13 protein-coding genes are annotated in these 13,249 nt (G+C 42.9%); 1 reads left to right on the forward strand and 12 read right to left on the reverse strand.

Annotation, left to right across the window (positions count from 1 at the left end; genetic code table 11):
• Positions 1-1,035: 1,035 nt before the first annotated feature.
• The 12 genes from MHI43_RS16455 to MHI43_RS16510 form a co-directional block, all read right to left on the reverse strand.
• Complete coding sequence (locus tag MHI43_RS16455) at positions 1,036-1,611, reverse strand: dihydrofolate reductase family protein (protein ID WP_036660528.1); 576 nt, start codon at positions 1,609-1,611, stop codon at positions 1,036-1,038.
• A 270-nt stretch (positions 1,612-1,881) separates the two neighbouring features.
• Entirely contained in the window at positions 1,882-2,637 is a 756-nt protein-coding gene (locus tag MHI43_RS16460) for a (S)-benzoin forming benzil reductase (RefSeq protein ID WP_036660529.1), read from the reverse strand.
• A 23-nt stretch (positions 2,638-2,660) separates the two neighbouring features.
• Positions 2,661-3,314, reverse strand: a complete 654-nt coding sequence (locus MHI43_RS16465) for a TetR/AcrR family transcriptional regulator (protein ID WP_341283134.1) — start codon at positions 3,312-3,314, stop codon at positions 2,661-2,663.
• Between the two features lie 245 nt (positions 3,315-3,559).
• Entirely contained in the window at positions 3,560-4,024 is a 465-nt protein-coding gene (locus tag MHI43_RS16470) for a VOC family protein (protein ID WP_036660530.1), read from the reverse strand.
• 142 nt (positions 4,025-4,166) lie between these two features.
• Positions 4,167-4,841 (reverse strand): Type 1 glutamine amidotransferase-like domain-containing protein, encoded by a 675-nt coding sequence (locus MHI43_RS16475; RefSeq protein WP_036660531.1) that lies wholly within the window; start codon positions 4,839-4,841, stop codon positions 4,167-4,169.
• Positions 4,842-5,250: 409 nt separating this feature from the next.
• Positions 5,251-6,009: an ABC transporter permease gene (locus tag MHI43_RS16480; RefSeq protein ID WP_036660532.1), complete on the reverse strand. Its 759-nt coding sequence runs from the start codon at positions 6,007-6,009 to the stop codon at positions 5,251-5,253.
• A complete protein-coding gene (locus tag MHI43_RS16485; RefSeq protein WP_036660533.1) occupies positions 6,006-6,755 on the reverse strand; it encodes an ABC transporter permease in 750 nt (249 codons plus the stop codon). The genes MHI43_RS16480 and MHI43_RS16485 overlap by 4 nt, the downstream gene beginning before the upstream one ends.
• The gene (locus tag MHI43_RS16490) at positions 6,752-7,465 is read right to left on the reverse strand and encodes an ATP-binding cassette domain-containing protein (RefSeq protein ID WP_036660534.1); all 714 of its coding nucleotides are present in this window, start codon (positions 7,463-7,465) and stop codon (positions 6,752-6,754) included. The genes MHI43_RS16485 and MHI43_RS16490 overlap by 4 nt, the downstream gene beginning before the upstream one ends.
• 92 nt (positions 7,466-7,557) lie before the next feature.
• Positions 7,558-8,568, reverse strand: coding sequence for a HAMP domain-containing sensor histidine kinase (locus MHI43_RS16495; RefSeq protein ID WP_036660535.1), 1,011 nt, complete (start codon positions 8,566-8,568; stop codon positions 7,558-7,560).
• Positions 8,565-9,242 carry a response regulator transcription factor gene (locus tag MHI43_RS16500; protein WP_036660536.1) on the reverse strand — a complete coding sequence of 226 codons (678 nt, stop codon included), beginning with the start codon at positions 9,240-9,242 and terminating at the stop codon, positions 8,565-8,567. The genes MHI43_RS16495 and MHI43_RS16500 overlap by 4 nt, the downstream gene beginning before the upstream one ends.
• Before the next feature lie 413 nt (positions 9,243-9,655).
• Positions 9,656-10,318: a DUF998 domain-containing protein gene (locus tag MHI43_RS16505; RefSeq protein ID WP_036660537.1), complete on the reverse strand. Its 663-nt coding sequence runs from the start codon at positions 10,316-10,318 to the stop codon at positions 9,656-9,658.
• The gene (locus MHI43_RS16510) at positions 10,311-10,742 is read right to left on the reverse strand and encodes a hypothetical protein (protein ID WP_015735471.1); all 432 of its coding nucleotides are present in this window, start codon (positions 10,740-10,742) and stop codon (positions 10,311-10,313) included. The genes MHI43_RS16505 and MHI43_RS16510 overlap by 8 nt, the downstream gene beginning before the upstream one ends.
• A gap of 1,716 nt (positions 10,743-12,458) precedes the next feature.
• Between MHI43_RS16510 and MHI43_RS16515 the strand changes: the two genes are divergently transcribed.
• Positions 12,459-13,067, forward strand: a complete 609-nt coding sequence (locus MHI43_RS16515; protein WP_015735474.1) for a TetR family transcriptional regulator C-terminal domain-containing protein — start codon at positions 12,459-12,461, stop codon at positions 13,065-13,067.
• Positions 13,068-13,249: the final 182 nt, after the last annotated feature.

Raw genomic sequence — 13,249 nt, forward strand, 5'->3', positions numbered from 1 at the left:
CAGCTTCATGATTTGGTAATCCATCAATCACAGCGAGACAGGCTAGTGCCGTACCTGTTCGTCCAATCCCGCCCCCACAGGCGATTTCAACCCGTTCAACTTCAGCCCGAGTCCATGCTTCGCGAAGCGCATCAGCGGCTGCAACCTTGTTTGTTGGCAGCCAGAAGTCCGGCCAAGGAATCCAGCGGCTTTCCCAAGTAACGGGCGCTGGTTGTCGTCCAAGCAGGTAGAGTGCAAAAGTGGGCTGAAGCCCTTGGGGAAGTGGACGTCTTAGTGCTCGGCCGCGGACGAGTCGACCTGAAGGAAGGCGCAGCACACCTGGCGATTCGGGGTTCCATGTATCATTCATAGTGTCACCCTCCGAAGGATTTAAGAACACGTACAACTAAACATTCCTTTGAAGCTTGACATTGCATTCTGACGTTGTCGCAGTGACGTACTCCACATAATTCACAGAGCCGTTAAAAATAAGCTTCATAACGCATGCGGATTGCGGGTAAAGGGATCAAATCCAGAACATTTCCCTTTGGAACCCACCTGCATTCGTTAGATTCTTCAGTCGACTCAGCTAACTCTCTACCCACAGCTTTGCACACGAAATCAAACATGACCTTCGTAGGAACATCAGTTTCACCGTCATGCCACTATTGAATCGCTGTATATTTATTCCACGTGTTTCATGTACTTCCCTGCTTTCATAATGTATATGCTTGAAGTTACTCACCGAACGATTGGACTATCCTGCCCGTTAGTTTAATAACAGGGCGTCTGCCGCTGTCGATGTCGATGAAATCATATTGGGAATGTAACCATGTTCTCGTCATTATGTTTTGACAAGAACTTGATAACATAAATATAAAAAGCCGCATAGATTGCGACTTTCAAAGTCATCATGTTCTTGTCCGCTTCTTCCTATTCATCACGGCTGTGGCAATAGATATCGAAAAAGGTAGCCGGCTTTGGAGTCGGCTACCTTCAATGTCTTCATTGAGATATATCGTATCCCGTTAGCGTAATCTACTTTTGGAGACAGAGTCATCGAACCGTCTGGTAAACGAGGCCTATGGCTCCAGAATCAAATGTCTTGTTTTCGATAAGTTTAAGATTGACCTTCTCCTTGAGACCTTGGAATAACGGCAACCCGCTGCCGATCAGGACGGGAGATACCGTAATTTTATACTCATCTATTAAATCAAGCTGCATAAGGTAGTGTGCGAACCTAGGACTGCCGAGGATGACCATATCCTTGCCTGGCTGCTGTTTGAGGTTTTTGATCTCTTCCTCGACATCTTCTTTCACCAGTCTGGAATTGTTCCATTCGACTTTCTCCAGCGTCGTGGAAAAAATAATTTTGGCTGTCTTTTCGATCCACTCGGCATGATTAAGTTCATGCTGCGAAGCTGATGGGTTCGAAGGCACAGATGGCCAGTAACTGTGCATCATCTGATAAGTTCCACGTCCCCAAATGACAGTGTCGGCAGTACTCAGAATTTCTTTCGCGTGCTTCTCCAAATCAGCATCGTAAGAAACCCAGCCAATGTCCATTTTACCGTTCGGCCCTTCTACAAAACCGTCAAGCGATACGTGCAAAAATAGAACGAGTTTTCTCATTTTCAGTTCTCCTTTGTTCATGAGGGATCTCTACATTAACTACATTATAGGACAACTCAGCTTGGGTTGTTTCTTACGGATTGCTAAATGGGTTCTCAGCTAGCTGTATAACTGACTCGCTGACGAATGATGGAACTGTATCAAAAGTAGTAGGAGATTAATTAAATCATAAATTAGAAAAGGAGAAGCGCTGGAATGCCTCTCCTTCTTCTTCTTCTATCAAATCACACCCATAAACGACCTGTCTCGCAGGTGTTCTTCCACTCGCGTTTATTGATCCATGGTTTCTATAACAACAGCCTTACCAAAATCTTCGCTTAGCAGAATCTCAATTAATTTGTGCGCAGTGTATTCAGGCGTTTGTAGCTTCCCTTCCTCAGAAAGTCGAATGAACTCATTAACATATGGGAAAAGATCATTACTTACGGATCGAATTTCCGATTGTAAATTGGTATCGATCATACCTGGATATACAGCGACTACTTTTGCTGGATATGTCACGAGCTTTTGCTCAATGTCTATGCTTTTGGTAAATGAGTCAAGGCCAGCTTTTGCAGTGCTGTAACAGCTTTGTGAGGGTAATAAATATTTTGCGGATGCTGAGGATATGTTTAGAATTCTTTTGTCCACATTCATATCTTGGGTACGTTTAAGATAGTTAGCTGTTATTATCATTGGTGCTAATAGATTTAAATGGATGTTCTCAATTATTTTATCCGTTTCTATCCGTTCAATTGGGCTCACAGGAGTCAACATGGCGGCATTATTGATAAGATAGACCGCTTTATCGTTGGAATTAAGCTCAATTTGACGGAAGATGTCCTCAAAAAGTTGATCAATCTCGCCAATGTTTGTTAAATCAAAATTAAAATAATCAATTCTGCAGTCCCTCTCCTGGGCTAGATCGATAATCCGTTGGTTCGTAGTTCTAGAAATGCATATAAGGTGATGGTTCTTATCGATTAATTGATTAGCCAACGATTCACCAATACCTCTTGATGTACCTGTAATCAATATATGTTTCAACCGGATCCCTCCTTATAAGTTAACTATGTATTTTCTCGAATGATAATTCTATTAACAGTTTCTTCCCAAATCATCTGATACTCCAAATCCATCTTCATCATCTTACATCTAGACAAATTATCAATAAGAAGGGCAAGAATTTTAGCACTGACTTCGATTTTTGTAGGTTCAACTAGACCCAGATCACTGCCTTTTGACAATAAATTACAGAAACCATTGATAAAATCTTGTTGAACTTTCAATAAAGGAGCTCTAAATTGCTCATCACGCTCGGCTAGCATCGTGAACTCACTAAGCACTCTTAATGTTGAACGATACTCTTCATCATCGCTTGGCAGCATATTTAAACCGCCCCGAATTATCGTCTCTACAAAATTGTCTTTATTAACGGATTCAGCGTCAAAGTAAGCAGCAAAATAATGATCCCTAAAAATATAATCAAATGTTCGGCTAATCAACTCTTCCTTTGTTGCAAAATGGTAGTATATAGAGGATTTGGTTATGCCTACTTTTTTAGAAATCAAGCCCAAACTCGTTCTCTCTATCCCATGCTCTGCAAACAGCTCATATGCCGCTTGGACGATATGACTTGATGTAATCTCTCTTTTCTTGATAACCTTCAGGCTCCCTTCATCTGAATTAATGCCATTATAAGGATTATCATAATGTATTGTCAATAATTTAACGACCGATCGTTCAAAAACATTCAAATAAATCTATCTAATCGGTAACCGGCACAAGAACTTGTCCCCAGCCATGTACAATAAACTTATGCCGATATAATAAAAAAGCCGCTAAAATAGCGACTTCAATGGTCCATATTCTTGTCCCTCGACATTTAAAAAAGACAACCGATCGCTCTAACCGGCTGCCTCCTCTTCTTTATTCAGCTCCCGTTAGCGAAATTGATCTGATTAATCGATTAAGGCTGCCAAACTTCCCATATGTTACCGTCAGGGTCAGCAAACGTTATGTTTGGTCCGCTTGTGACCCGTTCTCCTAAAATATTCACTCCGTTTTTCTTAAAACGTTCTAATAGCTCTTCGATCCGTGGTGTAATAAAACATGCTATTGCGTGGGGCTTGCCGTTGTCCAATGACCATGAAAAGCGTAATCGCCCGCCTTCTTCGTCTGATTTGTGAAGGAACAGAGCGGGTACAACTTGCCTTAAACCAGGTGAAGGCAGGTTTCCATTCCGATCGGGAATATTCAAAACAGCCATCACCATCCCAGGCTCAACACGATCGTTGTTTGCAGGTTGGTACCCTAAAATCTTTTGATACCATTTAATAGACTCGTAAACATCACTTACTGGTACGTAGATACAAGTAACTCCCGTAATGTCTTCCAGCCCTTCTTCCATTTTGAATTCCTCATTTGCCTGCATAGCTTATCATCCCTTTGTTCATTCTTTTTCTAGCTTTTTATCAAAACAAGGTTAAATGCGATGTTTTCCCCTGGTGTAGCTTGGAGAAATACTAGAGGACAATGAGGAAATCTTTTCTCCATCGTGCTCTTCTTCATTCTTCCTATAGGAGGTGCGAAAAACGTTTCCAATTCCCTTCGGAGACAACTTCAACCGTTCCGTCGATCACTTTGATGGCGGTCTGATCATCGATCGCATACGCTGGCCCTTGCATCCCGGCAGCCCATCTCTCTGCATCAGCCATGGTGTTTCTCGGCAGCATTTCGTGATCCAGATGCGGAAATATTGCAAAATCAACCAGACTCAGCGCTTCATCGCCGCCAGTGGGTGGGGTCCAGCCAACGAAAAATTCCCCGATGTTAGGTGCCATCACCATACTCCCGGCACTCAGTCCCACATAAACTGCCTGCAGAGACGGTAAGAAGTCTGCCAGTCCGGACTGCCGCATCCAGTGGCACAGGTAGAGGGCGTCGCCGCCCGCAACCAGCAGGACGTCCGTCTCCCTTACTAGCGGCACCCAGCGGTCTTTGTCGATGCTTGGCAGCGCTGTGAGCTCCAGCACGCCGACGGACTTCCAGCCTAGGTCGACCATGGGATTCTCGGAATTCCCGCTAATGAATTGCCAGGCTTTGACGCCGGGGCCTACCCAGGGGTGTCCGTACATCGCGGTGGGAATACACAGGGCATTGCAGTCGGCGATCGGCTTGCCCAGCATGTCAACTAGCGCATTGTGTATGCTTTTGTTATTAATGCCGGCAGATGTGAGCAATAATTTCATAACTTCACTCCTTTGTTTGCGTTAGTCGTTTATTCTTTAGACTTTAGGGGGCTACATAAACTATAATATAGTACATTTCTGTGCGGATTGTTTCTTACAGATTGCTAATCTAATCTGCCCGTTAGTTCAATATAAGGGCGTTTGTCGCCGTCGATCAAATCATATCGGGAATGTTATCAAGTTCTTGTCATTGTGTTTTAACAAGAACATGTCCCGATAAAACAAAAAAGCCGCTAAATTAGCGACTTTCTATGGGTCTAGGTTCTTGTCCATCTATAACTTTCAATGAGACTCTCAATGAGACTTTGTTTTTGTACTCCGTCACATCTATCATATAGACCATCGTACTTTTTCAGAAATTTTTAAAAAAATCACTAGCGTTATATTTTTGAATGGATGAAACTTACACTCAAGCATCTCGTTTACGGTAAAATACAATAGCTGCCGTAATAAAAATAAGTGTCCATATCATTGAAATCCCTGTCCCTTGCATTGGTGAAAGGACATTTATTTCATCAGAGGAAGGCGGCATATACATATAATATCCTGCCGTATCCGGAAAATACATTGTAATACTAGGCAGAAAATCTCTCGATAATGGACTGACAACGAAATAATAACCAAGCAGTACCACTAAAGCAGGGGTGGTTCGTCTTAATAAAGCACCTATAGCTGCACTGAGAAGTGTGGTTAATGTCAGATAGCCTGTTGCGCCTGCTAATGCTTCTACCATGGTATCTATATCAATCGCTGCTGCTGTGTCTTTCATCATCATATAAGTATAGAGTACACCGGATACAGCGATAATAAAGGCCGCGGGAACGGTTATGATTGCCAATGCCAAATGCTTCATGGATAATTGAATCCCACGACAAGGTATCGCAGCTAACGTAGTTCGAATCTGTCCACCGATATACTCTGAACAAGTAGCTAGGATCCCAAGAATAATGAATCCTGCTTGAAGATAACCCATCGAAGCAAACCCTATATTCAGTATTTTTTGCGTCCCTATTGCCCCTTGTAAACCAATAGAAGTAAAAGCTGCGGCTAATCCTAAATTAAGAATGAATGTACCCATAAAAGTGAGCCATATCAATGGTAATGTAGCTAATTTATCCAGTTCAGCACGAAGGATTTGTGTTATCTTTCTAATAGAAGGGACACTCATGCAGCAACGTCCCTCCTATGGAATACGATAGCTGCAGCAATGAAAAGAACGACTACCCAGGCAGACATGACTATGCCGCCTGTGAACGGGGTGAGAAATCTGTCGCTCAGAAACATAAACATTTCAAGGCCAGCCCGATCCGGTAGGTATAACGCTAACTTTGTAACTTTAGAAAGCAGGAAACTAAATGAAACAACGGATGTATTTATGATGAGCACAGCAAGCGGAATCGTGCCATTCTTAGTTAGTACAGTAATCCCGAATGCTAATAGAGCAGTGAATGTCCAGTAACAAACTGCACCGAGCAGCTTCGACCATTCTAATGCAGGGGAATACTCACCAAGAACAAGATGCGTGGCAGACACAGTTGTCATTATAGCAACAATACAAAGCAGTATACTGATTACAGTCACAGCGCCTGCTTTTGCCAGCAAAAATTGAAGCCTTGATGAAACAACCGTTAAACTTGTTGTAATCTGTTGTCCTCCGCCAGATTCACTGCTCTCTGTCAAATACTCGCTGCTGACAGCAAGCACACCAAGGATGATGACACCTTGTACACCAAGGGCTAATCCAATATAGCCAACTTCCAATAGCCGTGTGCTAACTCCAGCTATAATCTCCTCTTTTTGAGCTATACTGTCTAAGGCGGCTATGACCGCAGGAGAAAATGCTCCAACAAGAAAGGCAAGCCAAATGCCCGGCAGGGAGAACAATTTAGATAGTTCCGCGTTGAATGCTCTCATACAACACCACCTGCATGATCAGATGTCCGGGCAAAAAAAGCTTTCTCCAGCGTGGAATGGTTACCTATTACTTCATCCAACGTTCCATCTGCAACGATTGTTCCTTGCTTAATAATAACCACATCATCAACTGTCTCTGCAAGCTCTCCTATTAGATGACTGGATAGTAACACCGTGTTGCCAGACTCAGCCCGTTTACGCAAAAATGTCCGGATCCAACGAATTCCTTCCGGGTCGAGCCCATTTACGGGTTCATCTAGAACCAATATTGGGGGATCACCCAGCAGTGCAGCGGCCATTCCAAGTCTTCTCCCCATACCAAGCGAATATTTTCCCACTCTTTTATCAGCTGCATTAGTAAGACCTACGATTTCCAAAACTTCCTCGACACGTGAGTTAGACAATCCTGCGGCACGAGCAATCCAGCGTAAATGGGCCCCTCCTGTTCGGCTGCGGTGAGCTCCAGATCCATCCAATGCGGCACCTACTGTTGCTAGAGGATTATCTAACTCTGAGAATGGCTTGCCATTTATGAGTGCACTCCCTGATGTGGCGCGATCTAATCCAAGCAGGATGCGAAGCGTTGAGCTTTTACCTGCCCCGTTTGGACCTAAAAAACCAGTTACTCTACCGGGTCTAGCTTTAAAACTGATACCCGATAAGATTTCTTGAGATCCGCGATGTTTGACTAAGTTATTAATTTCAAGCAACCATAACACTCCCTTTCTGTTATGGTTCCAATTATAAAGTAGCAAAGTTACATCACGGTTATCATGGTGTTTACTTCCGGGTTACCTTTGGGTTACGCTCTACCAATAACTACACTTGTGCCATTTTCATTTGAGGTAAAGTCAGCTCTCAGCTTCATTTTTTTCAACATATAATTTGAAGTCGATAAACCAATCCCTGCCCCATGCTCATAGGAAGAGTTATCCAAACCTGGACCTCTGTCTGCAATAATGATCTGTTCTTTTTCTACATCAACCATAATGTTTGCATATTTCCCTTCTGCTGCATGGCGAAGAATATTCTGAAATAAATTATCCAAAACTCGTGTCATCCAATTAGGATCTGCTTCCCAATAAAAAGTCTCCTCTCCCGGTAAATCAACATCAAGCTGAATTTCTTTTTCTTCAAATACAGGATACCATGCAGCAACAGATGCTCTTACTAGACGTCCAATATCTGTTGAAACGGGCACAAAAGGATGTTTTCCCGAGGTAAGCAATGTATAGGACAGTAAATCATCCATTAGATCTCCGACTCTTGTAATCGTATGGTTGATCTCTGTTAACGAGTTTTGTCCTTCTTGACTCATGAGTTCTTTATTTAAACGGGTGACATGTCCTCTCAAAATGGTAAGCGGTGTTCGTAAGTCGTGAGATAAATTCGCAATGAGTCGATGTCGTAATAACTCCTCTTCATATTCTCGCTTGCGACTGTCTTCAAGCTGCTGAATCATCCAATTAAAAGAACTTCCTAACTGGTCTATCTCATCCATACGATCATTTTGAACAGATATGGTTTTAGGAAATGAGTTGTTTTTAGCTGAAAATGACATGACTTCTTGCAAGCGGGCAAGACGTCTTTGAAGTTTCAAGAAGAAGCGCCAAGATAAGATCACAAATGCGACAATAATAAAACCAAACACTAGTACGGTAACGTAAAACAGATTTAACGTATTTACATTTTTATCATGGATATCTGAAACCCCAAAAAACGCACTGATGAAAATAATCATAATCGGAGGAAAAAAGATAAATAGAAAATGTACTTTTAGAAAACGACGAAATAATGATCTGTTTTGCTTCATAATTTCACCCGATAGCCTATACCCTTCAACGTTTCAATAATCTCCTGGGAATCGGGATGACGTTCCAGCTTTTGACGCAGTCGGTGGATATGCACCATCAGTGTTTTATCGCCTGTTATATAAGCTTCTTCCCAAATAGCTTCATAAATTTGTTCTTTTGTTAAAACTTGATTAGGGTGGCGTATGAAGTACATTAAGATTTGATGCTGTTTCCCTGTTAATATAATTTCTTCTCCTGTGTGTTTGTCAAATATCATTTGACCTTCCGGATCTACTTCAATCTGATTTCCTAACGAAATGCGATCGGATGTTGATCCACCACTACGACGGATTAATACTTCTATTCTTGCGACTAATTCATCTGTATGGAATGGTTTCGTTAAGTAGTCATCAGCAAATTGCAAACCATCTACTTTATCATCTATCGATGTTCGAGCAGTTAACAGCAAAATAGGAACAGCAGGAGCTGTCTTCTTTAATCGTCTTCCCACAGTAAATCCGTCTAAACCGGGTAACATGATATCCAAAATAACAATGTCTTGCTGATTGACTTCTTTTTCGGCTCCTTCACCAGTTAGCAGCCACTGAACTGAATACCCTCGCTGTTCCAATTCTTCCTTTACCCAACTGCCTATTTTCTCGTTATCTTCAATATATAATACGTTTCTTTTCAAGTAACATCCCTCTTTTTAAATGGAGTCCACTACAGATTAACACACTATAAAAAAAAGTTTCCAGTTAAGACAATTTTATCGTTCGCTAATAGAGTTTTATAAAAAAGAGGCCCGTCTAACGGATTGGCACTTTTCTGCTCATGACATTAGATTTAATACGAACAATAGAAAATCCCCAAAAACCCTAGATACAGCTAGGGTTTCGGGGATTTGCGTTCCGAATGAATTATTCAAGTATTATGAGAGCCTCCGCCTAACCTCTTCCGATCCACAATGACGGCCATGGTTAATATCCTTCTTCCCGCATGTGTACTTGAACCGAAAAACCCTTTTTCAGACGCAAACCGGCAGCAAGTTCAATGCAGCCGGTTTACGAACATGTATTTTTTCTTTTGCGTTTACCTCGATTACACTTATTTAGAAGCTCCGAGCTTGGCTCCATGAACCCCTACAACAATCAGCCACGTAATCTCCGCCAAGATTAAGAATCGTCCGAACATACCGGCCAAAACCTCTGGTCCGAATTGCCCGTCTTGCGGAATTTGAAGAACGAATACCAGCATCGCGACGATTGCAATCATCGCGATTGTGAGCATCACTCGCTTCATGGGACGCCAAACATCAAGTCGACATAACGAAAGACTGATCAATAATGCGGCTAACGGCGTATAGTCCAGCATCGCACCGATAGAGTGCATGCTGCCGCTAAACGTCGCATCATCCGGACTAACGGAGATAGGATCGGTCACGAAGATACCTGCGATTATTACGCCTATTGCACTGATTCCAAGAATAACAAGTCCAATGTATCCCGTAACCGTACGAATATGCGGGAATATCGTAATTGCTACGCTGATTTGAGCAAGAGCCAGCAATCCAAAAGCCAGGTGCATCATCCAACCGAAGTCGCCAAGAGCATATTCGCTGATAAAACGCCATGTTGGATCAAATTCGGGCTGCAGCAGATGCAGGCTGCATAGGAGAAGCACGAACAATGCTCCTGAGAAAATTGACACTAGCGCGAATATGGAGGCTGTCACCGTTAAAGGTTTTGCCATGACCAACTGCTTAACCAATCCCAATCCCTCCTATTGGCGAGACTCTCGTCATCGTCGTTTCATAGCCTCCTCCGCCAGGATAATGCCATGCCCCCGAATGGGTATCTCCGTCAGAGCGGAATGCCCCTTTATAATAGGAAGGCGATCCTTTGTCTCCAGCCCATATGACGAGCGTATCTCCTTCCAATTCATACACATAATCGAAGGTATTGCCTAACGTATCGTAATATCGGGACCGAATATCCGGACTCTTGCTTTCGCCGAAGGGTTTTAAATGCCCAATCATCTCGATCCCTTTCACTTCTTGACCATTTTGGGAAAGATGGACGCGTTGTATCAAAAAGTGCCCGCCTTCCATCCACTCATAGGTTACCGTTCCTTCTGCTCCGCCGCTGATTTGCCAAGTACCTACTAGTCGGTCCAACGTTATAAGATTCGTCATTCTCCCATTCTCCTTATCGTTCGGAATTTGCTACAGCTTTTGCTACTATATCAGGAGCCATGATACCATTCGCATCGGTGAATCCTATCAATACAGGTCCATCGCTTCAGCGTCGTTACACTTGATAGTGAGTTCTCTGCGATCGCGGTTTTTACGAATGATTGTTTTTCTGTTCTTTTGTAGTCATCCTTTTTAGGTAGCTTTCAAGGGAATCCAGTCTTTGATTCCAGACTTCGCGATAATTCAGCATGTAGTTCGCGATAAAACTGTTGATACCTGTCATAAATCCTCCTTCTTCTTGTATTCCAGCATATACTCCTTGAAGTTATCATGCGGCTGCCTAATGCCTAATGCCTAGCGCTTGGCGATTACCCCTACCAATTCGGGTCCATTCCTTGGTAACACAACATGTTGAATCGATGGGGTCCGGCAAAAGTAAATAATGCGTTAACTGCATGTTTGGTGATCTACTGAACAAAATATACACTATGGCGTATATACACGTCAATATATATTAAAACATATTAACTCGAATTAAAATCAGTAACACGAAAGGAACAGCCCCGCAGAGGTTTAAGCTTTACGAGGCTGTTGAGGATCAAGATTATCAAGAACTACCCGATTGATTGCTTAATCAATAGCTGTAAACTCTAGTTAAATAATTATTTAATCGAAAAAATCGACTTCCTTGGGGCCATGTTCTTGTCCCTTGACAAGAAAGCTTTTAATGTTTAAAGCCTCTGGCGGTTATCCAGCTTGCTTAATATCTGATTGATTTGATACTGGTCAATCAAAATCAGAACGACACCGAGAGGATTATTTAAAGCATCCACTGGAAACGAATGTAGATAATAGAGTACTTGATGTTGTTTCTTATCAGCCAGTTTCACTTGACTGCCGGTCAAGAATGTCGACTGATGAAACTATTTCCAGAGCATACGTTGAAATTGTTGTTTGTCTAGGGATGCATTGTCCCTGAACAAGCTCTTACAAAACCATTCTATGTCCGGAAATGCCGTATCTGATGAGATAATCACGAAAAAACCGCACTACGGTGCGGTTTACAGACGTTTCGCACTCAAGGAGCCGCTATAATAAACGCGGCATTTTATCTAACTTGTCGATAATTGTCATTGGCGCTACGTAAGTTCTTGTCCGCTGTTCGGGATAAGAACTTGTACCGATAAAACAAAAAAGCCGCTAAATTAGCGACTTCCTTGGGGCCATGTTCTTGTCCCTTGACATTGCCGAGGCATGTAATACCCAATGGAGCTAAGCTCCTTCCCTATATGAGTATGAATTCTGCCTGTAACATGCAAGTATGACGAGTGCCATCCTTTTCAGGATGGCCCCTTCTGTCCTGCAACCTAATCTCTGCCGGTCAACAGTCGTCTTCCTAACTGCAATCGTGCTTCAAGCTCGATCCTGTTTTTGCAATCTTCGCAGCAATGCATTCCATTGAAATTTCGTTTCACACGGTCGTAAGCTTGAGTCCCCTCAATGACATAAAACTCTCTTCTGCAATGATAACAGGTGGTACGAAAACGAAAAAATCCATCGATTTGCTCTAGCATTGCTTCCCTCCCGTCAATCACAACAAAGTCCAATACTATTGACGTTTTATTTGCGACGCGATATAACTAAATAAACTCTAAATAACACAGTGTGTTATTTATTTTAATTCATTGTGCTAAATAAAACAAGGGGGCGTTAGCCTTGCCGAAAGTCGTGGATCACGAACAAAAAAGAAAACTGATCGCCGAATCAGCATGGAATATTATTAAAGAAAAAGGGATCGAACACGCGTCAATCCGTGCCATTGCAGCTGCGGCAGGGTTATCACCCGGCGCATTGCGGCATTATTTTTCAACACAGGACGAGCTGTTGCTATTTATCGTGGATTATTATTTGACAAGAGGAGTTGCCAGAGCAGAAGAGCGCCTCGAAATAAGCCCTATTCCGATGAAGGCTGCGAGGGAAATTCTGTTACAACTGCTCCCTTTGGATGCAGAAAAACGAACTGCCGGCGGCGTCTGGTGGGTCTTCGCCATCCGCTCCCTCGCGAGTCTGGCATTACAAGCTAAAAAAGACGAGCTCACGGACGGACTCCACTACCTGACTAAAGCCGTCCTCGAAATCCTAGCTGAGGCGAAGCTTCTCCTCCCTTCGGTAGACATTCAACTTGAAACATTAAGATTGGCCGCGATTGTCGAAGGCTTGACGATACTCGCTTTGCTCCGCCCGGAGCTCTACACGCCGGAGACAATTGAGCAGATCGTCAGCCGACATCTTCAGGAGCTGTGCTCGCAAGCTATGGATGAATGAGTATGTAGACGATTCCCGAAAAGACTTGCTGTTACTTATGGTACGTTTCAGCTTGTTGGATCTTCAATATTCCAGTTCGTTAGATCAATGAAGTTGCATGTAGACTTAACTAATAGTCGGTTCATGTTCTTTTCCTTTGCTGCAATCGATGCAAGTTCTTGTCCTCGAGACATGAACTTGTA

This window comes from Paenibacillus sp. FSL H8-0457 (genome assembly GCF_038051935.1).
Taxonomy (GTDB): domain Bacteria; phylum Bacillota; class Bacilli; order Paenibacillales; family Paenibacillaceae; genus Paenibacillus_AQ; species Paenibacillus_AQ lautus_A.

Excerpts from the sequence above, each read along its gene's own strand:
- MHI43_RS16470 (WP_036660530.1), bottom strand. The coding sequence starts at position 4,024 with ATGCAGGCAAATGAGGAATTCAAAATGGAAGAAGGGCTGGAAGACATT.
- MHI43_RS16455 (WP_036660528.1), bottom strand. The coding sequence starts at position 1,611 with ATGAGAAAACTCGTTCTATTTTTGCACGTATCGCTTGACGGTTTTGTA.
- MHI43_RS16510 (WP_015735471.1), bottom strand. The coding sequence starts at position 10,742 with ATGACGAATCTTATAACGTTGGACCGACTAGTAGGTACTTGGCAAATC.
- MHI43_RS16475 (WP_036660531.1), bottom strand. The coding sequence starts at position 4,841 with ATGAAATTATTGCTCACATCTGCCGGCATTAATAACAAAAGCATACAC.
- MHI43_RS16480 (WP_036660532.1), bottom strand. The coding sequence starts at position 6,009 with ATGAGTGTCCCTTCTATTAGAAAGATAACACAAATCCTTCGTGCTGAA.
- MHI43_RS16495 (WP_036660535.1), bottom strand. The coding sequence starts at position 8,568 with ATGAAGCAAAACAGATCATTATTTCGTCGTTTTCTAAAAGTACATTTT.
- MHI43_RS16485 (WP_036660533.1), bottom strand. The coding sequence starts at position 6,755 with ATGAGAGCATTCAACGCGGAACTATCTAAATTGTTCTCCCTGCCGGGC.